The following is a 26,138-nucleotide window of genomic DNA, read 5'->3' as shown; positions in this document are numbered from 1 at the left end:
ATTCAAAACAGATTTAATTCCATTAAAGTCAATAAAATATTGAAGCCTAGGCTTGCTGACCAGAACTAAAAACGTAAAACGAAGTGTCGTTTTGAGCATCGTTATTAGGGTTTAGTACTAATATAAAGTAATCGGTATGACCAAAGTTATCTCTATTGGTAAGTTGTTTCATTATTTTTGAAGGGTCGTCATAAAGATAAGCTGCAACATAAATAGCCTTATCATCGTAGGTTGTTCTCACTTTGGTGCGTTTGTTTTTGAGGCTATTTTTCCAATTTCTGGTCTATTGGAAACAAAACCAGTGGCATCATCTAAAAGGCCATTTAATTTAGGAGATTGCGGTGTTCGTTGTATGTTTATTAATTTTTTATCTTGAGCAATACTTGTATTGGTAAAACCTAATAAGGTCAGTAGAAGCAATAAAGAATGCAGGTTTATACCATAAAAGGTTTAATACAAACATGACAAGGCCCTTTTTTTGGAATAATTGTTGCTTTAAATAAGTTAGTAATTAATACACTATATGAATAAATACAAAAAATTAGGGATTGGTTTGCTTTTAGACGCTTTAGGTATGGTCTCGTTTATCATTCCCGGAATCGGTGAATTTTCAGATGTTGTATGGGCACCAATTTCTGCTTGGTTAATGACACGATTATATGCAGGAAAGGCAGGAAAAATAGCTGGAGTCATTAGTTTTGTAGAAGAGGCCTTGCCAGGCTTTGACGTAATACCAACATTTACACTAATGTGGTTTTATACTTACCTTATAAAAAAAGATACACCAGAAATAAAAGCATAAAAAAAAGCACTCGAATGGAGTGCTTTTTTTTAGTTTAAACTAAGTTTTAGTTTACATCGTATGTAAATGTTACGTTGGCATCTGTTGCGCCTCCTGCATTTGTAATGTCACCAGTGCTAACACCGTCAGCACTTTTTGTTGGTTCATGTCTTAAAGTAACAACTACTGTATTACCTGTTGAAGCAGCACCAGAATTAAATGTCGTTGATAAGCCGATAGGGTTACCATTATCATCTATATCAGTATAAGTTACACTACTATTAGCATTGTTAGTCGTAAATGTATAAAATACTTGGTGATCAACGCCTTCTTCTAATACTTCTTCAGTAATATCTTCAGCAGGACTTTCAAGTTCATTCCAAAACTTAGTTTCTCCTGTATATTCTGTGTCAGCTAAAATAGTTCCTTCAATAGAAAAAACAGGTGCATCTGGTCCATCTCCATCTAAATCTTGACTTTGAAGAACTACAACATCACCATTAGCTGATGTTAATTCTAAACGAACTGTTGTGATGATTTCTTCTTCATTTACAGCTTCTGGTGTGTCATCATCAGATGAACAAGATGTTAATGCAGATAAACTTAATACGGTAATAAATAAAAATTTAATTGTTTTCATGTTTGAATTTTTTTTTAATAGTTAAATTGTAATTGTAGCATTATATTTCTTCCTAAGTCATCAGCAAAATAACGAAGGCGATTTAAGTAAGCTCTATAGTTAGTGTCTAATAAATTAGTTACACTAAGCGCAATATTAAGATTGGTTTTATTTGAAGTTTCTAAAGTCACTTCAGAATAAAAATTTAACAATTGATAAGCACTTGGAGGTGTACTTATATCGACTAAAACAGTTTCGTTTGTAGAAGCGATGTAAGTTTCAAAGTTATTATCTGGATATTTGGTTTGTTCAAAAGTCCAATCACTCGTCAGAGACGCAGAAAATTGTTTCCAATCGTTACTATAAGTTATACTGTTTCGGGTATTAAATGCAGGTATATTTATAAGCGTTCTATCATTTTTAATATCATTTCCTACCGTGTAAGATGATTTATTTGAAAAATTAAAATGCTCATTTATAGTATAGTCTGCACTTAAATCGATACCGTATAACTCAGCATCTGTTTGTAAATATTCCCAAACAGGAAAAGCACCTCTTATGGTTTGCTCAATACCTGTTGGTTCTATATACATGTAATCATTAATATGGTTATAAAAAGCTTCTGCCGTTAAATTAAATTGTTTTGAGTTGTGGTTATAACTAGCAGAAACTCTATTAGAAGTTTCTTTAGTTAAATTTAAATCTCCTAATTCAATTCTAGCAGCAGAGTGGTGTAAGCCATCACTAAACAATTCTGAAGGATTTGGTGGTCTACTAGATAAGCTATAGTTTCCTATAAAACTATTATGCTCATTAAGTTGATAGTTAAATCCTGCAGAAACAGAAAGATTATGATAATCAAACACAGGGTTTACTAGTAATTGCGTGCCTAAATCATCAATAATGAGATTCGAAAAGTCTTCATCATAAGCACGTTCTTCCCATCGTGATGTGAAATAATATTTTTTAGCATCAATACGATTGAAATCATAACGCAAACCAAAATCTAAAGTCATTTTAGAATTTAAATTATGTTCTGCTGTAGCATAAATACCAAAATCATACTTATCATAATCCGGAATTAAGCGTCTTACACCTGTATCTGGATTTGCAAAATTATTTTGATATCTGCCCATAATTCCAAACTTCAATTTATAGTCAGAAAGGGCATCTAGCACAATATCTGAAGATAGGGTATGGGTTTGAAGTTTAAGGTCTAAAGCGGCTTTATCTCTATCATCTCCTACACGAATATCATATTCATAACGTTGGTTATTTTGGTAGTCGTATTGTAAATTTACTTTACCAAAATTTTTAAAACGTTTGTAATACATGGCTTTTGCAAGTTGATGTGTTACATCTTGTTTAGGTGCATTTATGTCGTAACTAAAATCTTCTATCACTGAAGGTTTTGTGCTATTAATGGCAGAAACTAAGTCTTCAATATTTCCAATATGCGAAGCTTTAAGAATACCTATTTTGTTGTTTAAGTAGCTATAAAAGACTTCAAAACCAGATTCAAAGGTTTGTTTTCCAGCACGGAAAGTAAGTCCTTTAGAGTTAGACCCTGTATTGGTTAATATATAATCTGGAGCTTCAAAATCACCATTTTGTTTAAGCGATCCTTGCACAGAAGCAAACCATCCTTTTTTTGTATACTTATTTAACTTGGTGTTAAAAGCATAACCTCTACCATTAGTTTGTCCGCTAAGTGTTGTTTTTCCAAACAATGTATCTTTTAAAAAAACACGTTCTGGGTTAGCGATAACCACACCTCCAATAGCATCACCACCATAAGCTAAGACTCCAGAACCTTTAATTACAGAGATTTGAGATGCCGCATTAACATCCATGTTAGGTGCGTGCTCAATTCCCCAATCTTGGTCCTGTAATCTTACGTTATTGTTTAACATAATTAATCTGCTGCTATGCATCCCATTAATCATAGGTTTCACAATGGAACTTCCAGTATTAATAGAAGAAACACCAGCCACTTCTTTTAATGCGTCACCAATACTTAATGCAGCATACTTTTTTAAAGTATATTCCTTAATTACGGTTTCTTGGGCTGTTTTGGTGTCCTTTTTATCTACATGGGCTATTACGGAAACTTCTTTAAGTTCTTCAATATGGTGCTCCATTAAAATGGTTTTAAAGGCATCACCACTTATTTCAAAACTTACGGTTTTGGTTTCACAATTAGCGTGAGATATGGTTAACGTTAGGAGGCCTGCGCACAAATTTTCAATTTTGAACTTACCATCTAAATCTGAGAAAGCATATCGATCATTTTCTTTTTGATAGATTGTTGCAGATTCTATAGGGGTTCCGTCATGAAAATCTTTGAGTTCTCCTAAAAAAATATAATTGCAATCCTGACTATGGCCAAAGCTAGAAATCGCTATAACTAAGCCAATAATTATTCGTTTCATTCAAATAGATTTATGAGAGTATTAGAAAATTAGAATTCTAACTCACCATAGGTGGCCCTCTTACAAATCGTGTGGAATGCTGATAACTTTTTAAAGAATTATAATATGAAGACAGCTGTTCTGTCGCTGTTACTTTTGTAAGTATTTCGTAGTTGTTACAGACTAGAAATAAGTTGTTTATGAGTTTGAATTTATAAAAATCACAATCTAAATCAGACTCATGAAAATGAGTTTTAAGCTCATTATCAGAATCACAAACTTCGTGTGTATGGTGATTAAACGCATGTGTTAATTTTACAGCAGAAGGCAACAACACCGAAAGCATTAGCATAATTGCTAATGTTTTAAATAGTGATGTTATTACTGTTTTTGTTTTCAATCTAAAAAGCGTTTAAACCCGAATCTTCGTAGCATTTTCTTTTCAAACTCCCAGAAAAATTTGAATTGCCCAAAAAGCCATCCAAAAGTTACTAATAGGATTTGATAGAAAATAATACCAATGATAATATATAAAAACCAATAAAGTGTAGAGTTTAAGTTTTCTTTAGTAATTCCAATAAATCTTATAATAGGTTTTCCGATAAATAAAGATGATGATCCTGTAACGGCAAAGACCATAAAAACGCGGATCATTTCCCATTTATAATCGAGAATCCACTTCTTTTCTAGTTTTTTAAATAGGATTAAAATTAGTTTTATGAATAGGAAGAATATAATGAGCGCTACAACTATAGTTAAAGTTAAGCCATAATTTTTTAAAAAAGCATTCGCAATTTTAAACGCAGAATATCCTAAGATAATTACACCAAAAAAGGGAAATACTAACTGCCAATTGTGTTGAATTTCCCAATGTTTTTTAAATTTTTCCATAGCACCTTTTCAGTGCTGCAAAATTAGTGAATTATGATGGTTTATTAAACTAAATTCTAGGTGTAAAAGAAGATAAGCGTTGTTTGTATTTGAGTTGAAAATAGAGAAAGTAATTGTATAATTTATAGTTGACTTCGTAACCGTAATCCGAACGAGAATCGTAATCGATACGAACTTCGTATAGATTTGGATCGTAGGTATGTGGTTGTAAATGTCTTTGATTCCATGCTTGTACTAAAATTGTATTTCTAGACTCCAACCATTCTTGTGAGTGGTAACCTTCTGGTCGTGCTGTGCTTAATAGCCATGAGTTGAAGCCGGGCTCTATAATAATAATTTCGTAATCGTTTTCATCACTGCTAATAGAAACGGTGTCGCTTTGAACTAAACTATGTTCATTGTCGTTATTAATTGTTGGGGTGTAATTGTAAGATTTACAGCTTGCAATTAACGAGAGGACAATAATTAATGGGATAATCTTTTTCATAAGTATTAAAGATATTAAAAAAATGTTTGTGTTTATAAAGTTTTACTTCGATTTAACACCACAAAATAACGTTAGCAGAGGAATTATTACAACTCAAACTAAGTAAACGAACCTTTTGGATGCGTCACACTATCGATTTTAATAGTTTGGATTGTAAAAACAAAAAAGCAGCTCGTTATCACGAACTGCTTTAAAATTGTATATAAAAGGAATTTTACTTACCAAATAAGCCTCCAAGAAGACCTCCAATTCCACCAGAACTTTTGCTTCCTCCTAAAACCATACCAGCTACATCATCAATAACACTTCCGTCGCCATCTGCATCTAAGATTTTTTCTAAGAAACTTTGTTCGTTTTGTGTGCTGCTACCACCAAGTAACCCTCCTAAAAGGCCACTGATGTCAGATTGAGAACTTGCATTACTCTGACTAGCTTGTTTTCCTAAAACACCCATTAAAATCGGAGCGGCTACTTTTAAAATATTGGCTACAGAACCAGCATCTAAGCCGGCTTTCTGACCAATAACCTGTTCTACACCTTGTTGTTTACTGCCTAATACGTGACTAAGAATTTTGGCTCCATCATCTTTTACATTATCGTCAACACCACCACCAAATAAACCACCAAGGTTATCTAAAATGCTTCCATCATGTTTGCTACTTAAAGCACTCATAAGTCCTGCTGCTCCTTCTGGTGTAGAAGCATTGCGCTCCATTGCTTTCATAAGTACAGGCAACGCCATTGTTAAGACGCTACTTGTTTTATTTTGATCTGTTCCTGTAGAACCAGAAACACCACTAATAATGGTTTTTCCAATATCGCTGTTTAATAAATCTAAAATTCCTGCCATTTCGTTATATATAATTAAGGTTAAAAAAAAATAATCATTTCAAGGTACAAAAAAAAAGTCCCACATATAGTAGGACTCATTTTATTTGATTAGGTCACATTTAAATTTTAACCTAGAATTGTTATAATTTGTTCTGCTAATTCTGTTCCAATTCTATCTTGTGCTTCATTAGTTGCTGCACCAGTGTGAGGAGTTAATGATAATGCCGGATTCATTAATAGTTGAATTTCTGGTTGTGGCTCTTTTTCAAAAACATCTAATGCGGCTCTCGATACCTTTCCGCTTTCTATGGCTTTAACAAGAGCGACTTCGTTAATAACTCCACCACGTGCTGCGTTGGCAATAATAACACCATCTTTCATAAGGTTAAATTCTGCTTCGTCAATCACGTAATCTTTTTGTGCAGGTACGTGAAGCGTAAGGAAATCAGCTTGTTTTAAAACATCGTCTTTTGAAATGGTTTCAATTTCAAAATTTACTTTCTGACCATCAAAGAAATCTAATTCTAAATTTGCTTTTCTAAAAAAGGATCGAAAGCGACCACTTTCATCCCTGCTCCAATAGCCACTTTAGCGGTTGCTTGACCGATACGTCCAAATCCTAAAATACCTAAAGTTTTACCTTTTAGTTCAGTTCCTTTAGCGTAAGCCTTTTTTAAATTTTTAAATTTAGAATCTCCTTCTAATGGCATATCACGATTAGAATTATGTAAATAACGCGCTAAACCGTAAAAGTGCCCAAATACTAATTCTGCAACAGAATGTGAAGATGCAGCAGGGGTATTAATCACCTTTAAGCCTTTGCTACGCGCATAGTCTACATCGATATTATCCATACCAACGCCACCACGACCAATAATTTTTAAGCTAGGGCAGTTGTCAATTAAATCTTTTCTAACCGTAGTTGCACTTCTTACTAATAAAACAGAAATGTCGTTTTTATTGATATAGTTTTCTAGTTGTTCTTGTGCAACTGTAGTTGTAATTACTTCGTAACCTGCAGCTTCTAAAGCGTTAATTCCACTTTGAGAAACTCCATCGTTTGCTAATACTTTCATTATTTTCTATTTTGTCATTGTTAAGGCGTTAGATTAGGCAATCGTAAAAAACTAATGCCTTTACTTCGCTGAGAACGACGGTTATTATTTGTTTTTAATGGAGTCAATAACTGCATACTGTGACTTCCAATTGTATTTTAAGCTTTGCTTTCTAATTCGCTCATCACTTCAACAAGTGCTTTTACACTATCTAATGATAAGGCATTATACATAGATGCTCTGTAGCCACCAACACTTCTATGACCATTTATGCCATTAATGCCAGCTTCTTTTACCATAGCTTCAAACGTTTCCTTTAGATTTTCATTTTCTAAAGTAAACGTAGCATTCATAATAGAACGATCTTCTTTAACAGAATAGCCTTTAAATAAAGGGTTTAAATCAATTTCAGAATAGATTAAACGTGCTTTCTTTTCGTTTTCTTCTTCAATTGCTTTAATACCACCTAAGTCTTTTAGCCACTGTAATGTTAACATAGATACATAAACTGCAAATACAGGAGGAGTGTTAAACATACTTCCTTTGCTGATATGCGTTTTGTAATCCATCATTGAAGGGATTTTACGCGATACTTTTCCTAAAATATCTTCTTTTATAACCACTAGCGTAGTTCCTGCAGGCCCCATATTTTTTTGAGCTCCAGCATAGATTAAATCAAATTGTGAAAAATCTAACTGACGCGAAAAAATATCACTACTCATATCACACACCATTGGAATTGGTGATTTTGGAAAACTTTTCATTTGAGTTCCAAAAATAGTATTGTTTGAAGTACAGTGAAAATAATCGTAATCTTCAGGAATATCGTATCCTTTTGGAATGTAGTTGTAGTTTGCACTTTTTGAAGAACCTACTTCATAAATATCATCATAAATTTTAGCTTCTTTAATCGCTTTGTCTGCCCAAGTTCCCGTATTTAAATACCCAGCTCTTTTTTCTAATAAATTTAAAGCCACCATTAAAAACTGTGTACTTGCACCTCCTTGAAGAAATAAAGCTTTATAGCCTTTACCTTCTAGTCCTAACAATTCTAAAGCTAAGGATCGTGCATTTTCCATAACATCAACAAAAGGTTTGCTACGGTGTGAAATCTCTAAAAGAGAAAGTCCGTCATCAAAGTTTAAAACTGCTGCTGCTGCTTGTTCCATTACCGATTTTGGTAGTACACATGGACCTGCACTGAAATTATGTTTTTTCATTTTATTATGAATTTAATTCAGGATCTTAACATCTAAATCCTGAATCTATTAGTTTTTGAACAGATACAAAGGTGCTAATTAATTGCTTAAAACTTGTTGCGAAATTGATAATTTTTAGGCTATATTTTTAGCAAGAAGTCAACAGTGTCTACATTGTCTGCATAATCCCAAAGTTGTGGTTTCTGGGTTTTTCCAAAAGGAATTTCATTATCGGAAAAACCATTGGCCACCATGCATTGTATTTTATCGCTATCTGTTTTTAGTTTTTGTTGTAATTCTGTTGGACTATTATAATATTCGTAAAACAATGTGGCGATAGGTGAGGCGTAGCTTTCATCTTCTTTGATCATTAAAAAACCATTTTCTAACATTTCAAACTCACTCATTAAATAAACGGCTTTGTTATAGTCGTAATTATTAGCATACTTCGATTCATTTATAATAGGATGCCATTTGTAAACAGCGTTAAAAAAGGCATCAAAATTATAATCCTTTGGAATAAAGAATTTTGATACGTTTCTACATCCTAAACCGTAATATCTAAAAATGTCATCAGAAAGAGCTTCTAGGTCTTCATTAGTTTCATTACCCGTTAAAATAGCGACTGAATTTCTATTTTTTCTAATAATAGAAGGTTTGTTTTTAAAGTAGTATTCAAAATAGCGTGCCGTATTATCACTTCCTGTGGCAATTACGGCATCAAAGTTTTCTAGTTTTTCTTCAGTAAATTTGATTTTACCTTTAAAATCGGGTTCAACAATCTCCAAATATTTCGCTAAAAAGGGTAATAGATGTTTATCGTTAGACGATTGTTTAACTAAGACTTTATGTCCAGAAATAAGTACGCTTAAAAAATCATGAAAGCCAACGAGAGGAATATTACCTGCCATAATAATGGCAACGGTTTGTGGATTGACATTGTTAAAGTCATACTTATCTATCCATTGCTTAATGTTTTTGTTAGTCAATGCATTAGACCAGTTATTTAAGGTAAAAGCAATATTTTGTTTAGTAAACCAACCATTATGTTCTTGCGCTAATTTTAGCTGGTGTTTAAAGCCATCAAAAAACAATTCATTGGCTTCTACATTTTCATTTCTTATGCTTTCGTTTTGTTGAAATTGATTTAAAAATGCGCCTAATTTTACGAATGCGTTAATTCTTTGTTCTAAATCCATAATGGGTTTGGTTATGCGATGTTTTGGCTTTATTTTTGCAGCTACAAATTTAAGCAAAGCAAATGAGCAACAAAAGGTTTGATTTTGATAAATAATTAAAATTTTCAAAATTAGGTGAGTCTCATTTTTAATGATAAATAAAAACAGAAATTACTATGGCAATTATAATCACAGACGAATGTATTAATTGTGGAGCTTGTGAGCCTGAATGTCCAAATACTGCTATTTACGAAGGAGCTGACGATTGGCGTTATGCTGATGGCACTAGTTTAGAAGGAAAAGTAGTACTTCCAAATGGTAAGGAAGTCGATGCAGACGAGACGCAAGAGCCGATAAGCGATGAAGTTTATTATATTTCACCAGATAAATGTACAGAGTGTATGGGCTTCCATGAAGAGCCGCAATGTGCTGCTGTTTGTCCAGTAGATTGTTGTGTTCCAGATGAGGATCATGTAGAAACAGAAGAGCAATTATTAGCGAAGCAACGTTTTATGCATCCAGTTGGTCATTAATAACATAGCTTACACATTTTAAGTATTAAAAATCCTAGGTCTTTGGCTTAGGATTTTTTTGTTTAAAATAGCATGCTGTTAATGTAATAATATTGAATCTAATTAATGAATTTTTAGAATTATCTAGTCTCCATTGATCCAATTGTCTTAAGATAGCATTAAGCGATTTGCCTTTAGGACTTAATTTGTACTCTACTTTGGGTGGAACTACGGGGAATATAGTGTGTGTAATTAATCCATCCTTTTCTAGTTCTCTTACTGTTTGTGTAAACATTTTGTTAGAGATGAATAGGCCAGAACGTAAACCGCCTTCTAATAAATGAAATAAAACTATGAGGTTCTACTTTATTTAAATTATACCTATCGTATAAAATGATGTAGGGTTTTTAGTATACAGCCTCTTATTTTGTTTTAATAAAAAGAAAAATAAATTAGTTTTACTAAGTGTTTAACGGAAAATTTAGTATCATTATAGCTGTTATTTTTTTTAGTTTATGACATACCAAGATGAATTTATTGTTTTCTGGGAACAAGTGAAAGAAAGTATTAAAGAAGGTACTTTTGCCAAATTAACTATGGCCAAAACCATAGGGAAACCTGAGTTGAAAAACATATTTATTAGACCAATTTATTCTGATGACGACTTTAAGGTGTTGCTGAAATACAGTTTTAGACCAAGAGAAACTGAGGATATAGAAGAGGAACTTACGTTAGATGCGGCATTGGCAGTAGTAAAGTCACATTTAAAAAGCTCTTTTTTATCTGTTTTATTATTTACTACAGCCAAGGATGTTGTTTTTAAAGTCAATAAGAAGGGTGTTGGTAGTATAACTGAAAGTTCTCCAACATTTAAACATGTAACTCAAGCCTAGAAACGTTTTAAGTATATATAGAGAGGAGATTGTTTTTAATTTTTCAAATTAATGACTGCTGTTTATCACTATACTATAAAGAAGCACTAACTTTGTCAATGCATACTGAAGTCGTTTCAGTAGCCCTAGTTTTTTTATTTTAATACCGACCTTTATTACTTAAGTTACCTTATATTATGGAACAAACAGAATTTTTAAAACAACATATATTTACGGATTTAGAAAATATTAATGATGGATTTGACACAGAGCAGAATCATTATTTTTCAGAATCGGATTTTGAAACCGTACTTAAACGTGCAGAACACTTTGGTCTTAGTATATATACTATTGCTCCAAGATTAGAAGGTGAATTGTTTGATACCGTTGGGAATGACGCTTATAAAAAGAAAGCGACAGATCCTAAATGGTACACAAAAGCATTTTCGGAATTTAAGAAACGCCAAAAAGACTTGGCTTATACGGCAACTTATAAAGTGTCTAAAAAGCTTTTAGAGCGTTAATCGTATTTGTTGTTTATTACGTAATTATCATAAAAACCCTGAGTATATAACTTAGGGTTTTTTATTGGCGTCAAAAATGTATAGTTTTAGCTGTTGATTTTTTTTTGAATTCCTATTAATGACCGCAACCGAAATAGAACGATTAATCATTTATGTAAACGCCTCAATAGTTACAATTTTTATTTGAAGAATATACCGAACATATCATTTCAGAACACTGAAAATATTAAGGATTTTGAGATTTTAAATCTAACGAAGCTATTTGCTAGAATTCCTCATATTTTAGATCACAACCCTACGCAGCCGCATCGCATATTCTTTTTTGCTTTATTAATTGTTACTGAGGGGACAGGAAGTCACCAAATAGATTTAAAAGATTATTCTGTCAGTGCGGGCACTGTATTAAAAATAGCGAAAGGTCAGGTGCATGCTTTTCAAAAAAACGCGCAATATGATGGTTTCTTAATTTTATTTACTGAAGATTTTGTGCTCGACCATTTTTCTAAATCCTCAATAAATATAATTTCACATTTATATAATTACCATATAACGTCACCTGATTTTAGCGATAAAACAGCTAATACCATTTTTCTAAACGAACTTATTACTGAGCTTAAAGCACAGAATACATACGCTCAGGAAAATATTGTTGCGGCATTATTAAATTTATATTTACTGCGTTTAGAACGTAAGGCTAGTGCAGGAAAGTTTCAAAATAACGATTCAAAGGGCTATATGACTTTTATTCAATTTAAAAATTTGTTAGAAACTAATTATACCCAAACAAGAAATGTGAAAGATTACGCTGAGTTGATGTTTGTTTCTACTAAGCACTTAAATCAAGTGGTTAAGGAGTTTACGTTAAATACGGCTAAAGCATTTATTGATCAATATGTTATTCTTGAAGCTAAACGAGCTATAGTCACGACGAGTAAAAGTTTAAAGGAGATTGCTTTTGAAATTGGCTTTGACGAAGTTACTAATTTTACTAAATTCTTCAAAAAGAGTACGGGGGTTACTCCAAAGCAATTCAAATCGAAGTTGTAATTCTTTTATTCTCACATTTACCATTTTTTGTCAAAGATTAACCTACCTGGTTATTCTGTAAATCTTCAAATTTGTCTTGAAGTTAAAATACCATGATGGTTGAACAATCCAATACAATAGAATTAACGTTAAATCAATTATATAGCGAGGCTAAAAACGATCGTTTGAAATTAATTAAAGGTTTAGCTAATAGGGACTTGAGTGCAATTGAGCCAAGTGATTTTAAGGATGTATATCTTTCTATATCAAAAGCTCAAGGTAATGATTTGGTGCAATTGATAAGAGATAATGGGCTTAAGAGAATTGTTGAGTTTGGGACTTCATTTGGTGTTTCTACATTGTTTTTGGCTCAAGGAGTCATGGAGACAGGTGGTTATATAATTACCACAGAAATCATTAGAACAAAAGCAAAACGAGCGATTGAAAACTTTAAAAAAGCAGGAGTCCATACTCTAATTGAAGTTAGAATTGGTGATGCCATGGAAACATTGAAACATCATAAAGAGGCAATAGATTTATTGATTTTAGATGGTTGGAAAGACTTGTGTTTCCCTCTATTTTTAATGCTTGAGCCTAATTTTCATGCGAATACATTAATCTATGTGGATAATGCAGATATGAAAGAGACAAAAGTCTTTTTAAGTACAATAGCCCAAAGTGAGAAGTATCAATTTCAAACTAAATTCGATGGAAAAGCCATTATCATAACTAATAAAAGGTAAAAAAATGAGTCAAGTAGCAAATTGCCCAACGTGTGGTGGTAAATCAAAAATAAAAGAAGCAAACGGGCAAACCGTTTATCAGGCAATTCAAGATGAGGAGGTATTGAAAAAAGTGAGTCAGCTTAAAAAGGCCATGGAAAAATTCAAAGAAAAAGCCGAAGCTTTAGAAAAGGAATTGAAGGAATTAAAATCAAATCTATAATTAAAATGAGTTTAGAAAAAAATAAAGAAAATGCCATAGCATTTTATAGGATGGCTTATGAAGGGAATCCTGCTAAGGCTGTAGAGTTGTATGTTGGTGAAGACTATATTCAACATAATCCGTTAGTTGCAAATGGACCTCAGGCGTTTATAGATTATTTTAATAGAATGCAAAAAGAGTATCCTGTAAAATCCATAACGTTTGTAAGAAGTGTTGCAGAAGGAGATTTGGTAGCGCTTCATACGCATCAAATTTGGCCAGATAATGATCAATACATTACGATGGACTTTTTTCGATTCTCAAGCGATGGGAAAATCGTAGAACATTGGGATAGTATTCAACAAGTGCCAGAAAAATCGATGAATCCTAATACTATGTATTAAGGTCTAATAATTCGTTTTTAAGAAAAACCTTCTTAGAAATGTTTTGCGATGGAGTTAGTAATCAGTTCTAAGATGACAAATTTCTGAATTTCCTTACGAGTTTTTAATACTCTCAAAAGGGATTAGTCGTTTTTTGTAAGGCAAGTACTAGGAATTGCGACTGCCTTGTGGAGTTTTCTGCTTTTATCATAGTTAGGATAATCATAAGTTTTTTTAGAGTTCATAATTATAGGACAGATTTATATAGGAGTCGTGAATATAAAACTAAAAAAAATCAATACGATATAAATGAGTCTACTCTAAAATATATTAAAAAAGGTGGTGCTGTAAGACGTAATTATTAATAAAAAAGATAGAATTTCTGAATCTGTTTACGGAATTCGATTAAAAAGTGATATTTTAAAGCGTTCTGAATTCGTTTCTAGCTATGGTTTGCATTTAAGCTCTGGTATTAGGAATAATGATTTATCTTTTAAAGATAAAGTAAGACGTTTTAGTGTGGGATTTAAACACTGCTAATGGTCATTTAGATTTAGCTATTGCTACAGACAGAAAGAGTATAGGGGGCAATACGTTGATAATTAAATTTATAGGAAGTGTATATCTGACGTTTTTAAAGATATTGATGGTTTAAGATCGTTCGATTTTTATTGTTTAGTACAGATTCCTAATAAGTGAAGTTTTAAGATTGTACCTTAAATAAAGGGGGGTAAAATGGTTTATATTGCTGGTGATAGTCGTATTTGAGTAGCATTAAACAATTATTTTAGAAACGAATTAAACTGGGATTCCAAACAGATTAAGACAAAACCATTCTGGAGTCCAGAAAAAAAAAGGATTAGAATAAAATGAATATAACCGAAAAGTATAAAACAATAAGGCAAGAAACCGTTACGTTTTGTAATCATCTCCAAATTGAAGATTACTCTATTCAGTTGGTACAATTTGCAAGCCCTCCAAAATGGCATTTAGCTCATACCACTTGGTTTTTTGAAACCTTTATTTTAATTCCGTACTTGGAAAGTTATACGACGTATGATTCTAATTTTAATTTTTTGTTTAATAGTTATTACAATACTGTAGGGGATAGAATATTGCAAGCCAATAGAGGTAATATGTCTAGGCCTAGCACTGAGACCATTTATCAATATAGAGCCTATGTAGACGCTAATATGGAGCGTTTATTAAAAGCTGTTTCTGATCAAAATATAATAGACCTAGTGATTTTAGGATTAAATCATGAACAGCAACATCAAGAATTATTGATTACGGATGTGAAATATATGCTTGGACACAATCCGCTTTTTCCTGTCTTTAATAGTGGGTTTAACTTAGTTAAAGATACAAACAGAAATACCGAAAGTATTAAGATTGAAGCAGGGGTTTATGATGTTGGTTATAGAGGAAATGACTTTTGTTATGACAATGAATTAGGTGTGCATAAAGTATATGTTAATGATTTTGAGGTGAATAATTATTTGGTTACCAATGGTGAATATATTGAATTTATGGAATCTGGTGCCTATGCTGATTTTAATTTTTGGTTAGACGAAGGTTGGACATGGGTAAATACACATCAAATCAATTCACCGATGTATTGGCATAATATAGATGGAGTGTGGCATTACTATACACTTTCAGGTTTACAAAAAGTAGATCAAGCAGCAGTTTTAACGCATATAAATTATTATGAGGCTTGTGCTTATGCCGAATGGAAAGGTATGCGTTTGCCAACCGAATTTGAATGGGAGATTGCTGCAGGGCATTTAAATTGGGGGAAACGCTGGGAGTGGACTAATAGTGCTTACTTGCCTTATCCTAATTTTAAAAAAGAAAATGGAGCTGTAGGTGAATACAACGGGAAATTTATGAGTAATAAAATGGTATTAAGAGGAGCTTCTGTAGCGACATCTAAAAACCATAGCCGATCAACATATCGCAATTTTTTTAACCCAACGGAGAGATGGCAATTTACAGGAATCCGATTAGCAAAATAACATGATTGATAAATTTACAAAAGAAGTAAGACAAGGATTAAATGATAAACCCAAAACACTACCTTCAAAATATTTTTACAACAAAAAAGGAGATGCGCTTTTTGTTGAAATAATGAATTTGCCAGAGTACTATTTAACGCGAAGCGAATTAGATGTCTTTCAAAATAAAACGCAACAATTAATAGATGCCATAAAACTAAGATCTGATTCTTATTTTGAATTAATAGAACTCGGTGCTGGCGATGGTTTAAAAACTAAAGAATTACTGCGGTCTTTAGATCGTCAAGGTTTTCAGTTTGATTATTTTCCAATAGATATTTCTATAAATGCCTTGCGTTTATTAGAAAAAGATTTATCCAAAACCTTACCTAATCTGTCTGTTAAAACGCAAGAAGGTGATTATTTTGAGGTGTTGGCGTCATTAAAAGAAAGTCATAAGCCCAAGATTATCTTGTTTTTAGGTTCTAATATCGGAAATATGAGTGATGATATGGCAGCACAATTCATTTATAATTTAGGGACTAATCTTAAGGCAGGAGATAAATTGATATTAGGTGTCGATTTAATAAAGGCTAAAGAAATTGTGCTTCCAGCTTATAACGATAGTAAAGGGGTAACAGCAAAGTTTAATTTAAATCTTCTTGAAAGAATCAATAATGAATTGGGTGGAGATTTTAACTTAAATCATTTTAAACATCAGCCAGAGTATAATGAGGAAGATGGAATTGCAAAGAGTTTTATTGTGAGTACAAAGGATCAAACCGTAACAATAAATGCAATTGGTGAGTCTTATGATTTTAAAGAAGGTGAAAAAATTCATACAGAAATCTCAAGAAAATATAATGATGCCTTAATTAAAGATATTATTGCTAAAACCGATTTTGTTTTGGAGACAAAAATAATGGATAGTAAGTCTTATTTTGCGGACTATATTTTGACAAGAAATTAAAATGGATAACAAAGCGGTTGCTATTTTGGGACTTGGAAGCCGGTCAACGATGTTTTATTTAAGCGAGTTGAATAGGCTTTATAATGAAAAAAATGGTGGATATAGTACTTGTCCTTATATATTGCTAAACGTAAATTTTGATTCAATTAATCCACTTTTGCCCAATGTATCAGAGGAATTAGATAATGTGATGCAGCGCTATGTGTATGAAATAGAAAAGTTGCCTATTGAACACGTTCTTGTTCCTAATATTACCCTTCATGAAACTATGGATAGATTAATCAGGTCTAAAAGTATAATACACCCTTTGGATTTATCAGTTTCAAAAATCAAACGAAACAAATGGACTAACGTGGTGTTGTTTGGTTCTTTGCATAGTATGAAGTCTTTATATATTCGGTCGTATTTGAAGTCTAATGGAATTGAAGTAATATTACCTACTCAATCTGAAATGGTGTTGATTGATACTGTTCGGAAACAGGTATATAATGAAACAGAAACCAAAGATTTAATTAAGGCATTTCATTCCTTAATTGCTAAGTATACCGAAAATTACCCTGTGATATTGGCTTGTACTGAATTGTCTATTTTCAATCCAAAGACAAATAACCTTTTAGATATGGCACAAGTTCAAATTGAAGATGCCTTGCGGGTTATTAGATAATCGTTTCATTTTTACCATTTTTAGGCAAAGATTAACCTATGTGTTCAAGCTATTAATTTGGACTTTTGTAAAGACAAAACAAACATGAGTTAAATTAGTATATTATGAAAATAGCAGTAACATCAGCTAGCGGAAAATTAGGAGCTTCCATTATTACTCATTTAGTTAAAGAAATAGGAGCAGATAATGTCATTGGACTAGCGCGTACACCAGAAAAAGCAAAGCATCTTGGTGTTGAAATTAGAGAAGGAGACTACAATAACCAAGAGCATTTTAATAAAGCATTACAAGGTATAGATGCGGTGCTTTTAGTTTCTGGAATGGATCAGCCCGAAAAAAGAATCGAGCAACATAGAAATGTTATTGAAGCAGCAAAAAACAATAACGTAAAAAAAATCGTTTACACAAGTATCATTGGTGCTGAGGAAGGCACTGCTTTTAGTCCTATTGTTCAATCTAATAGACAGACAGAAAAGGATGTTCAAGATTCTGGATTGGAGTGGAGTATTGGACGAAATGGAATTTATATTGAACCCGATTTGGAATACATTGATAATTATGTGAAAGATGGCGAAATTAAAAACTGTGCAGATGAGGGGAAATGTGCTTATACTAGTCGAGATGAATTAGGGTTTGCGTATGCAAAAATGCTAATGGAAGAAAAGCACAATGGGCAAATTTACAATCTTGTTGGAGAGGCAATTACTCAAAGTCAGTTAGCAGAGGATATAAATATAGTGTATCATACTAATCTCGTTTATCATTCCGTTTCGGTAGCTGCTTATTTAGCCGAAAGAAAAGCCGAATTAGGTGATTTTATGGGAACTATAGTTGCTGGTATTTATGAAGGAATTAAAAATGGAGCCAATAATATACCTTCGGATTTTGAAAAAGCAACAGGACGATTGCATAAGTCCCCTTTGGAATTAATCAGACAATTTAAAGGGGTGTAATTTTAGTCCTAATCATTTCAAAAAAATATAATCCAACTATTCTATGAATTAACTACATTTGCACTCGCAAAAAATAGATTCCCGTTTTCTCGGGAATGAAAAATATAGTTTCAATGAAAGCAGGAATCGTAGGATTACCAAACGTAGGAAAGTCAACCTTATTTAACTGTTTATCTAATGCTAAAGCGCAAAGTGCCAACTTTCCGTTTTGTACAATAGAGCCTAATATTGGGGTGGTAAATGTGCCAGATCCAAGATTAAAAAAACTAGAAGAATTAGTAAATCCAGAACGTGTGTTGCCAGCAACAGTAGAGATCGTGGATATTGCAGGGTTAGTTAAAGGAGCTAGTAAAGGTGAAGGGTTGGGAAATCAATTTTTGGCTAATATTAGAGAAACAGATGCTATTCTTCATGTTTTACGTTGTTTTGATAATGACAATATTGTGCATGTTGATGGTAATATCAATCCAATAAGAGATAAGGAAACCATTGATATGGAGTTGCAGCTTAAGGATTTGGAAACTGCAGATAAGAAGTTAGAAAAAGTGAAGCGTGCAGCCAAAACAGGTAATAAAGAAGCACAGAAAGAAGAAGCGGTACTTTTAAAAATAAAAGAGAATCTAGAAGCTGGTATTTCGGTTAGAGCATTAGAGTTTTCTGAAGAAGATTACGAGGATTATGTTAAGCCATCACAATTTATAACAGATAAACCAGTAATGTACGTTTGTAATGTTGATGAAGGGGCTGCTACGACTGGAAATGCTTATGTGGAAAAAGTAAAAGAAGCGGTTAAGGATGAAAACGCAGAGGTTTTAGTTTTGGCTGTTGGTACAGAAGCAGATATCAATGAATTAGACGATTACGAAGAGCGTCAAATGTTTTTAGCGGATATAGGTCTAGACGAACCAGGTTCTGCTAAATTAATTCGTTCGGCATACAAGTTGCTAAACCAACAAACGTATTTTACAGCTGGTGTTAAAGAAGTAAGAGCTTGGACTATTAATGTCGGTGCTACAGGACCACAAGCGGCTGGAGTTATTCATACGGATTTTGAAAAAGGTTTCATTAGAGCAGAAGTTATTGCTTATGATGATTTCGTTCAGTTTGGAAGTGAAGCTAAAGTCAAAGAAGCAGGTAAAATGCGCGTAGAAGGAAAGAATTATATAGTTAAAGATGGGGATATAATGCATTTCTTGTTTAATGTGTAATTTACATCAATGCTAAATTTAAAAAAAGATAAGTTTTAAATAGCGTTTATTTTTTTGGTGTGTGTGTGTTAGTGATAGAATGTCTATTCCTAAAACACACATTTTTTTTTATTTTTTTTTGATGACGAGGAAATATTAAATAGGTTTATGACTAATTGAAGATAAATTAAGAGGTGTTCTTTGTTAGGAATTTTTATGTTGTAGTGTCAAAAGCGTAATTTATAAATGTGTTTATTGGTTTTAAGAGGATAAGAAGTGTTATGTTTTAAATGCGAAATAGTGTTGTTTTTGGTTTTAATTGAAAAAAACTCCAATGTTCTCAACATATTTATACCGTTTTGTTAATTACTTTAGTGCTTCCTTATTTCATCTTTTAAGGTATAATCTTATATTAGCCTTTCATCTAAATATTCACTTAAATTTATGTCAGAACAGACTAATTATACTGAAGATAATATACGCTCACTCGATTGGAAAGAACACATCCGAATGCGACCAGGTATGTATATCGGTAAGTTAGGTGATGGTTCGTCTCCAGATGATGGTATTTACATACTTTTAAAAGAAGTATTAGATAATTCCATTGATGAGTATGTGATGGGAGCAGGTAAGACGATTGAAATCTCCATTCAGGGTGAACGCGTTATAGTGCGCGATTATGGTCGTGGTATTCCATTAGGGAAAGTTGTAGATGTGGTGTCTAAAATGAATACGGGTGGAAAGTATGACTCTAAAGCGTTTAAAAAATCGGTTGGATTAAATGGTGTTGGTACTAAAGCGGTAAACGCGCTGTCGTCTTATTTTAGAGTTGAATCGACAAGAGATAATAAATCGGCATCTGCAGAATTTGAACAGGGTAATCTTACCAATCAAGATCTTTTAGAGGAAACCTCGAGAAGAAAAGGAACTAAGGTAACTTTTATTCCAGATGAAGTTATATTCAAAAATTATAAGTATCGAAGCGAATATGTGGTTAAGATGCTTAAAAATTATGTGTATCTAAACCCGGGGTTGACTATTGTTTTTAACGGTGAAAAGTTTTACAGTGAAAACGGTTTGAAAGATTTGTTATCTGAAAACATTAACGAATCAGATATGCTGTATCCTATTATTCATCTAAAAGGTGATGATATAGAAATTGCAATTACACATAGTAAAACTCAGTATAGCGAAGAATACCATTCGTTTGTTAATGGTCAAAATACCACGCAAGGAGGAACACATTTAGCGGCTTTTAGAGAGGCTATTGTTAAAACAATCAGAGAATTTTATGGTAAGAGTTATGAGGCTTCAGATATTAGAAAATCTGTGGTAACGGCTATTGCTATTAAAGTAATGGAACCTGTTTTTGAGAGTCAGACCAAAACAAAATTGGGTTCTACGGATATGGGAGGTGAATTGCCAACCGTTAGAACTTATATTAATGATTTCGTAAAAACTTACTTAGACAACTTTTTGCATAAAAATCCAGATACTGCTGAAAAATTACAGCGTAAAATCCTTCAGGCTGAACGCGAGCGTAAGGAATTATCTGGTATTCGGAAATTAGCAAAAGACAGAGCTAAAAAAGCCAGTCTTCATAATAAAAAATTACGCGATTGCCGTGTGCATTTTGGAGATACTAAAAATGAACGTAATTTAGAAACGACTTTGTTTATTACCGAGGGAGATTCTGCATCAGGTAGTATTACAAAATCTCGAGATGTCAATACGCAAGCTGTTTTTAGTTTAAAAGGAAAGCCATTAAATTGTTATGGTTTAAGCAAGAAAATTGTTTATGAGAATGAAGAGTTTAACCTTTTACAAGCGGCTTTAAATATTGAAGAATCATTAGAAGACTTACGTTATAACAATGTTGTAATTGCAACGGATGCCGATGTTGATGGGATGCACATTCGTTTATTGTTAATTACATTTTTCTTACAATTCTTTCCAGAAGTTATAAAAGATGGTCATTTGTATATTTTGCAAACTCCATTGTTTCGAGTTCGAAATAAGAAAGAGACTATTTATTGTTATTCAGAACAAGAACGACGTGATGCTTTAGAGAAATTAAAACCAAAACCAGAAATTACCCGATTTAAAGGTTTGGGGGAAATTTCACCAGATGAGTTCGTGCATTTTATAGGTGAAGATATTCGTTTAGATCCTATAATGTTGGATAAGGATATGTCTATTGAAGAATTGTTATCTTTTTATATGGGAAAAAATACACCTACACGACAAGAGTTTATTATAGACAATCTTAAAGTTGAACTAGACGTTGTTGAGGATACCTTATGAGAACGGATAACAGAGAAATAAAAAATACTATAATTTCTATCTATTTTGTGTTAATAATCGTAGCGATTTTGTTAGCTACAGTATTTAAATCTTATAATCTAGTTGAGGGAAGCTCGTTTTATGTGCTTATAGGATTATTGGTTGCTGTGGTGGTGGTGCATTTTGTCGCCAGATTTTTTGAGTATGATAGTGATGGAGCAAAGGTTATTATTACAAATAGAGGGTTGATTCTTACTGATTTTTTGAATTATAGAGAAAATAAGATTGAGATATCTAGAGAAAAATTATCGGGTTATAAAATCTATAACTATTATTTTTATAAGAGCTTAGTGGTTTACACATCACTTAGTAATGGGAAAATAACAAAAGAGCGTTTTAACATCACACTTTTAAAACGAAAAAAGATAAAGTATGTTAGGCAATCATTACGGAAGATTATAAAAGAAAATAAAAGCATAAAGTTGGATAGATGATAGAAGAACATGACGAGTTGTTAAATGAAGACGAAGGTAGCCAAGAAACGATTACCAAGGTTACCGGAATGTACAAAGAATGGTTTTTAGATTACGCTTCTTATGTAATTTTAGAGCGTGCTGTACCTGCGATTGAAGATGGTTTTAAGCCAGTTCAGCGTCGTATTATGCATTCAATGAAAGACTTAGATGATGGTCGGTATAATAAAGTAGCGAACATTGTTGGGCATACCATGCAATATCACCCTCACGGTGATGCGAGTATTGCAGATGCTATGGTGCAGATTGGTCAGAAAGATTTATTGATTGATACGCAGGGAAACTGGGGAAATATATTGACTGGCGATCGTGCTGCAGCATCGCGTTATATTGAAGCAAGACTTTCTAAGTTTGCTTTAGATGTTGTTTATAATCCAAAAATAACAGAATGGCAAGCGTCTTATGATGGCAGGAGAAAAGAGCCTATAAACCTTCCAGTAATGTTTCCTTTATTGTTAGCGCAAGGAGGTGAGGGAATTGCGGTAGGTTTGTCCACAAAAATACTACCACACAATTTTATTGAGTTGATTGATGCCTCTATAAAACATCTAAAAGGTAAGCGTTTTACAATTTTGCCCGATTTTCCTACAGCTGGTATTGCAGATTTTACCAATTACAATGATGGTTTACGAGGCGGAAAAGTACGCGTGCGTGCGCAAATATCGCAACGCGATAAGAATACATTGGTAATTACCGAGATTCCTTTTGGTACAACAACATCATCACTTATAGATTCTATACTTAAGGCAAACGAAAAAGGAAAAATTAAGATTAAAAAAATTGAAGACAATACTGCTGCTAATGTAGAGATATTGATTCATTTACCTTCGGGCTTATCGCCAGACAAAACAATTGACGCGTTGTATGCTTTTACGAATTGCGAAACGTCAATTTCCCCATTAGGTTGTGTTATTGAAGATAACAAGCCTTACTTTGTGGGGGTGACCGAAATGTTGCGTCGTTCTACGGATAAAACGGTTCAGCTTTTAAAAAGCGAATTAGAAATAAAGCTTGGTGAGTTTGAAGAGCAGTGGCATTTTGCATCACTTGAACGTATTTTTATTGAAAAAAGAATCTATCGCGATATTGAAGAAGAGGAAACTTGGGATGGGGTTATTAGTGCTATTGACAAAGGGCTTCAGCCACACATAAAACATTTAAAACGCGCTATTACTGATGAAGATATAACGCGTTTAACTGAGATTAGAATTAAGCGTATTTCAAAATTTGATATTGATAAAGCGCAGCAAAAAATAGATGCTTTAGAAGATCAAATAGCTGAAGTAAAACATCACTTAAACAATCTAATTGACTATGCTGTAGCGTATTTTGAGCGATTAAAAAAAGAATACGGCGAAGGTAAGGAGCGTAAAACTGAAATCAGAATTTTTGATGATGTTGACGCGACTAAAGTTGTAATAAGAAATACAAAACTCTACGTTAATAGAGAGGAAGGTTTTGTTGGAACATCATTAAAACGCGATGAGTATGTTTGTGATTGTAGTGATATTGATGATATCATTGTGTTTACAAATAATGGCACGATGATGGTGACTAAGGTGGATTCTAAAACCTTTGTGGGTAAGAATATTATTCATGTTGCTGTGTTTAAGAAAAAAGATAAACGTACCATTTATAACATGATTTATCGCGATGGTAAAACTGGGCCTTCTTATGTTAAGCGGTTTGCTGTTACTAGTATTACAAGAGATCGTGAATACGATTTAACTAATGGGAATAAAGGTTCGGTCTTATGGTATTTTTCTGCTAATCCTAATGGTGAGGCTGAAGTCGTAACTATTATGTTGCGTCAAGTTGGTAGTATTAAGAAGTTGAAATGGGATTTAGATTTTGCTGATATTCTTATAAAAGGTAGAGCTTCAAAAGGTAATTTGGTTACTAAGCATGCCATAAAAAGGGTGGAGTTAAAGGAAAAAGGAGTTTCAACGTTAAAACCGCGTAAAATTTGGTTCGATGATACGGTTCAGCGCTTAAATGTTGACGGTAGAGGTGAATTGATTGGTGAGTTTAGAGGTGAGGATCGTATTTTGATTATCAATCAGTCAGGAGTTGTAAAAACAATTATTCCAGAATTAACGGCGCATTTTGATAGCGATATGATTGTTATGGAGAAATGGATTCCTAAGAAACCAATTTCGGCAATTTATTATGATGGTGAAAAAGAACGGTATTATGTGAAGCGTTTTGTTGTTGAACAGGAAGGAAAGGAGGAAGATTTTATTTCAGATCATCCTGATTCACACTTAGAGATTGTTTCAACAGATTGGAGACCGATTGTGGATGTGGAATTTACCAAGGAACGCGGTAAAGACCGTAAGCCAAACATGGAAGTTAACCTTGAAGAGTTTATTTCGGTAAAAGGGATTACTGCCCTAGGAAATCAGTTAACTAAGGATAAAATAAACCAAATTAACCTATTAGAATCTTTGCCTTATGAGGCGCCAGAAGAAGTGCCTGCGGATGATATAGAAGTTGTTGATGAGGAAACTGTTAAAACGAAACAAAACAGTTCGGCTGGGTCTAAAAATGATGTAAAATCAGACAATTCATCAACGGATGATGATGATGATGAATTAGGGATGGATGATAAAGGGCAGGTGACTTTGTTTTAAAGATTAAATTCAGTAAATCGGGTTTTGATTATTTCTTTTTAACGGCTTTAAGATTTAAGAACTCTACAAAAAGCGAAAATGCAATTGCAAAATAGAGATAGCCTTTTGGTATAGCACCAACCGTGTTTCCAAAGATTTCTGTTTGAGATAGGTGTGCTGCTTCTGTAAGGAGCATAAACCCTATTAGGATTAAAAAAGCAAGTCCTAAAATCTGTATACTTGGATGGGTGTCAATGAATTTTCGAATTGGATCTACAAAACCAATCATAATACCTATAGAAATCATCACCGCAATAATCATTAGAACTAAGGTGTAGTTGTGGTTGGGGTGTAATCCGTTTGTCATTCCGACAGCGGTTAATATTGAGTCTATCGAAAATATAAAGTCAATTATAACGATTTGAACGATAGCATTGCTAAGTGATTTTATAGGTTTGGATTTTACCTGGTTTTCATCATGGCTTGGGTTTTCTACTTTTTCTCTGATTTCAGAAGTGCTTTTATATATTAAGAATAGTCCTCCAGCAAATAAAATGATGGCTTGCCAACTAATTTCAATGGATAACCAGTTTGTTTCTACGGTGCAGAATGGTGTGCTTAGGCCGATTAAAAAAGAAACAAATGTTAGTAGGATGATGCGTTGAACCATAGCGAGCAAAAGACCAATTTTTGTTGCTTTGCTTCTCTGGTTTTCTGGTAGTTTGTTGGCGGCAATTGAGATAAATACAATATTATCTATGCCTAGTATTATTTCTAGAAACGTTAATGTTAATAATGCCATTATAGCATCGGAAGTTAATAGAAAGTCAAGCATATTGCTTATTCAATTTTTTTAGCCACTCCTTTTTCGACTCTTAACGGTCTATTGGGTCTTTTAACTGCGAGTTTGTATTCAAATGTATAGGAGTCTTCTGTCGTAGAGAGAATCTTCATGTGAATAGCGTCTTTTTCTGAATTACTCGTTGGGTGTAGTTTTTTTAGTATGAATTCACAATCGTTTATCCAGCGAATAGATGACGAGTCAGTCTTCTCTTTGTGATAATCAATATTTAGGTTCTCAGTGCGCTTAAAGCGAGAAGTGTGTTCAATGCCGTCTATGGTATAGGTGAACTCAAAGGTTCCGGTTTTAAAATCAGAACAATTTCGCTCGTTGGAGTAACAGCTTGATACTAATACTAACAATGCTATGGAAAGAAAAAATCTCATGTAAATCTTTTTGCAAAGA

28 protein-coding genes and 2 pseudogenes are annotated in these 26,138 nt (G+C 33.1%); 16 read left to right on the top strand and 14 right to left on the bottom strand.

Annotated elements, in window-relative coordinates:
- Window positions 1-46 precede the first annotated feature (46 nt).
- Window positions 47-241 carry a hypothetical protein gene (locus tag ACXGSQ_RS13705; RefSeq protein ID WP_458626719.1) on the bottom strand — a complete coding sequence of 65 codons (195 nt, stop codon included), beginning with the start codon at window positions 239-241 and terminating at the stop codon, window positions 47-49.
- Window positions 238-420 (bottom strand): hypothetical protein, encoded by a 183-nt coding sequence (locus tag ACXGSQ_RS13700; RefSeq protein WP_458626718.1) that lies wholly within the window; start codon window positions 418-420, stop codon window positions 238-240. Before ACXGSQ_RS13700 ends, ACXGSQ_RS13705 begins: the two co-directional genes overlap by 4 nt.
- Before the next feature lie 103 nt (window positions 421-523).
- Between ACXGSQ_RS13700 and ACXGSQ_RS13695 the strand changes: the two genes are divergently transcribed.
- Complete coding sequence (locus ACXGSQ_RS13695; protein ID WP_458626717.1) at window positions 524-802, top strand: hypothetical protein; 279 nt, start codon at window positions 524-526, stop codon at window positions 800-802.
- Window positions 803-848: 46 nt separating this feature from the next.
- Here the strand turns inward: ACXGSQ_RS13695 and ACXGSQ_RS13690 are convergent, their stop codons facing one another.
- The 9 genes and pseudogenes from ACXGSQ_RS13690 to ACXGSQ_RS13650 form a co-directional block, all read right to left on the bottom strand.
- The gene (locus tag ACXGSQ_RS13690) at window positions 849-1,421 is read right to left on the bottom strand and encodes a type 1 periplasmic binding fold superfamily protein (protein WP_458626716.1); all 573 of its coding nucleotides are present in this window, start codon (window positions 1,419-1,421) and stop codon (window positions 849-851) included.
- Between the two features lie 14 nt (window positions 1,422-1,435).
- The gene (locus ACXGSQ_RS13685) at window positions 1,436-3,832 is read right to left on the bottom strand and encodes a TonB-dependent receptor (protein WP_458626715.1); all 2,397 of its coding nucleotides are present in this window, start codon (window positions 3,830-3,832) and stop codon (window positions 1,436-1,438) included.
- Window positions 3,833-3,869: 37 nt separating this feature from the next.
- On the bottom strand, window positions 3,870-4,211 hold the full coding sequence (locus ACXGSQ_RS13680; protein ID WP_458626714.1) for a hypothetical protein: 342 nt from the start codon (window positions 4,209-4,211) through the stop codon (window positions 3,870-3,872).
- Window positions 4,208-4,702 (bottom strand): DUF6787 family protein, encoded by a 495-nt coding sequence (locus tag ACXGSQ_RS13675; protein ID WP_458626713.1) that lies wholly within the window; start codon window positions 4,700-4,702, stop codon window positions 4,208-4,210. Before ACXGSQ_RS13675 ends, ACXGSQ_RS13680 begins: the two co-directional genes overlap by 4 nt.
- Before the next feature lie 49 nt (window positions 4,703-4,751).
- Window positions 4,752-5,189, bottom strand: coding sequence for a DUF6146 family protein (locus tag ACXGSQ_RS13670; RefSeq protein WP_458626712.1), 438 nt, complete (start codon window positions 5,187-5,189; stop codon window positions 4,752-4,754).
- A 214-nt stretch (window positions 5,190-5,403) separates the two neighbouring features.
- Window positions 5,404-6,039 carry a DUF937 domain-containing protein gene (locus tag ACXGSQ_RS13665; protein WP_458626711.1) on the bottom strand — a complete coding sequence of 212 codons (636 nt, stop codon included), beginning with the start codon at window positions 6,037-6,039 and terminating at the stop codon, window positions 5,404-5,406.
- Between the two features lie 107 nt (window positions 6,040-6,146).
- A pseudogene (locus tag ACXGSQ_RS13660) lies at window positions 6,147-7,096 on the bottom strand (D-2-hydroxyacid dehydrogenase).
- A gap of 137 nt (window positions 7,097-7,233) precedes the next feature.
- Window positions 7,234-8,295 carry a 3-phosphoserine/phosphohydroxythreonine transaminase gene (gene serC, locus ACXGSQ_RS13655; RefSeq protein ID WP_458626710.1) on the bottom strand — a complete coding sequence of 354 codons (1,062 nt, stop codon included), beginning with the start codon at window positions 8,293-8,295 and terminating at the stop codon, window positions 7,234-7,236.
- A gap of 119 nt (window positions 8,296-8,414) precedes the next feature.
- On the bottom strand, window positions 8,415-9,473 hold the full coding sequence (locus tag ACXGSQ_RS13650; protein ID WP_458626709.1) for an acyl-CoA reductase: 1,059 nt from the start codon (window positions 9,471-9,473) through the stop codon (window positions 8,415-8,417).
- A gap of 155 nt (window positions 9,474-9,628) precedes the next feature.
- Here ACXGSQ_RS13650 and ACXGSQ_RS13645 point away from each other — a divergent pair, with 155 nt between their 5' ends.
- A complete protein-coding gene (locus tag ACXGSQ_RS13645; protein WP_458626708.1) occupies window positions 9,629-9,985 on the top strand; it encodes a 4Fe-4S dicluster domain-containing protein in 357 nt (118 codons plus the stop codon).
- A 112-nt stretch (window positions 9,986-10,097) separates the two neighbouring features.
- On the opposite strand, the pseudogene ACXGSQ_RS13640 reads toward ACXGSQ_RS13645, so the two are convergent.
- A pseudogene (locus ACXGSQ_RS13640) lies at window positions 10,098-10,319 on the bottom strand (winged helix-turn-helix transcriptional regulator); the annotation flags it as partial.
- Between the two features lie 160 nt (window positions 10,320-10,479).
- On the opposite strand from ACXGSQ_RS13640, the gene ACXGSQ_RS13635 reads away from it, so the two are divergent.
- The 14 genes from ACXGSQ_RS13635 (at window position 10,480) to ACXGSQ_RS13570 (ending at window position 24,913) form a co-directional block, all read left to right on the top strand.
- Window positions 10,480-10,857, top strand: a complete 378-nt coding sequence (locus tag ACXGSQ_RS13635; protein WP_458626707.1) for a hypothetical protein — start codon at window positions 10,480-10,482, stop codon at window positions 10,855-10,857.
- 176 nt (window positions 10,858-11,033) lie between these two features.
- Window positions 11,034-11,360, top strand: a complete 327-nt coding sequence (locus ACXGSQ_RS13630) for a hypothetical protein (RefSeq protein WP_458626706.1) — start codon at window positions 11,034-11,036, stop codon at window positions 11,358-11,360.
- 183 nt (window positions 11,361-11,543) lie between these two features.
- Window positions 11,544-12,407, top strand: a complete 864-nt coding sequence (locus ACXGSQ_RS13625) for a helix-turn-helix domain-containing protein (protein ID WP_458626705.1) — start codon at window positions 11,544-11,546, stop codon at window positions 12,405-12,407.
- Between the two features lie 92 nt (window positions 12,408-12,499).
- Window positions 12,500-13,129 carry an O-methyltransferase gene (locus ACXGSQ_RS13620; RefSeq protein ID WP_458626704.1) on the top strand — a complete coding sequence of 210 codons (630 nt, stop codon included), beginning with the start codon at window positions 12,500-12,502 and terminating at the stop codon, window positions 13,127-13,129.
- A gap of 4 nt (window positions 13,130-13,133) precedes the next feature.
- Window positions 13,134-13,331 carry a hypothetical protein gene (locus tag ACXGSQ_RS13615; RefSeq protein ID WP_458626703.1) on the top strand — a complete coding sequence of 66 codons (198 nt, stop codon included), beginning with the start codon at window positions 13,134-13,136 and terminating at the stop codon, window positions 13,329-13,331.
- 5 nt (window positions 13,332-13,336) lie between these two features.
- Window positions 13,337-13,714, top strand: a complete 378-nt coding sequence (locus tag ACXGSQ_RS13610; protein ID WP_458626702.1) for a nuclear transport factor 2 family protein — start codon at window positions 13,337-13,339, stop codon at window positions 13,712-13,714.
- 848 nt (window positions 13,715-14,562) lie between these two features.
- Window positions 14,563-15,711 (top strand): ergothioneine biosynthesis protein EgtB, encoded by a 1,149-nt coding sequence (egtB, locus tag ACXGSQ_RS13605; RefSeq protein ID WP_458626701.1) that lies wholly within the window; start codon window positions 14,563-14,565, stop codon window positions 15,709-15,711.
- A gap of 1 nt (window position 15,712) precedes the next feature.
- The gene (locus ACXGSQ_RS13600) at window positions 15,713-16,660 is read left to right on the top strand and encodes an L-histidine N(alpha)-methyltransferase (RefSeq protein ID WP_458626700.1); all 948 of its coding nucleotides are present in this window, start codon (window positions 15,713-15,715) and stop codon (window positions 16,658-16,660) included.
- Window position 16,661: 1 nt separating this feature from the next.
- Window positions 16,662-17,324 carry an aspartate/glutamate racemase family protein gene (locus ACXGSQ_RS13595; protein ID WP_458626699.1) on the top strand — a complete coding sequence of 221 codons (663 nt, stop codon included), beginning with the start codon at window positions 16,662-16,664 and terminating at the stop codon, window positions 17,322-17,324.
- Between the two features lie 104 nt (window positions 17,325-17,428).
- Window positions 17,429-18,277, top strand: a complete 849-nt coding sequence (locus ACXGSQ_RS13590; RefSeq protein WP_458626698.1) for an SDR family oxidoreductase — start codon at window positions 17,429-17,431, stop codon at window positions 18,275-18,277.
- A gap of 113 nt (window positions 18,278-18,390) precedes the next feature.
- A complete protein-coding gene (gene ychF, locus ACXGSQ_RS13585) occupies window positions 18,391-19,485 on the top strand; it encodes a redox-regulated ATPase YchF (protein ID WP_458626697.1) in 1,095 nt (364 codons plus the stop codon).
- A 423-nt stretch (window positions 19,486-19,908) separates the two neighbouring features.
- On the top strand, window positions 19,909-21,768 hold the full coding sequence (locus tag ACXGSQ_RS13580; RefSeq protein WP_458626696.1) for a DNA topoisomerase IV subunit B: 1,860 nt from the start codon (window positions 19,909-19,911) through the stop codon (window positions 21,766-21,768).
- Window positions 21,765-22,241, top strand: a complete 477-nt coding sequence (locus ACXGSQ_RS13575) for a hypothetical protein (RefSeq protein ID WP_458626695.1) — start codon at window positions 21,765-21,767, stop codon at window positions 22,239-22,241. Before ACXGSQ_RS13580 ends, ACXGSQ_RS13575 begins: the two co-directional genes overlap by 4 nt.
- Complete coding sequence (locus tag ACXGSQ_RS13570) at window positions 22,238-24,913, top strand: DNA gyrase/topoisomerase IV subunit A (RefSeq protein WP_458626694.1); 2,676 nt, start codon at window positions 22,238-22,240, stop codon at window positions 24,911-24,913. Before ACXGSQ_RS13575 ends, ACXGSQ_RS13570 begins: the two co-directional genes overlap by 4 nt.
- Before the next feature lie 28 nt (window positions 24,914-24,941).
- On the opposite strand, the gene ACXGSQ_RS13565 is transcribed toward ACXGSQ_RS13570, so the two are convergent.
- Window positions 24,942-25,727, bottom strand: a complete 786-nt coding sequence (locus ACXGSQ_RS13565) for a TerC family protein (protein WP_458626693.1) — start codon at window positions 25,725-25,727, stop codon at window positions 24,942-24,944.
- Between the two features lie 5 nt (window positions 25,728-25,732).
- Window positions 25,733-26,119 (bottom strand): hypothetical protein, encoded by a 387-nt coding sequence (locus ACXGSQ_RS13560; protein WP_458626692.1) that lies wholly within the window; start codon window positions 26,117-26,119, stop codon window positions 25,733-25,735.
- Window positions 26,120-26,138 lie beyond the last annotated feature (19 nt).

It is taken from the genome of Winogradskyella sp. PC D3.3 (assembly GCF_054366245.1).
The sequence above is the reverse complement of the archived record's forward strand: the minus strand, read 5'-3'. Positions and strand labels throughout refer to the sequence as shown.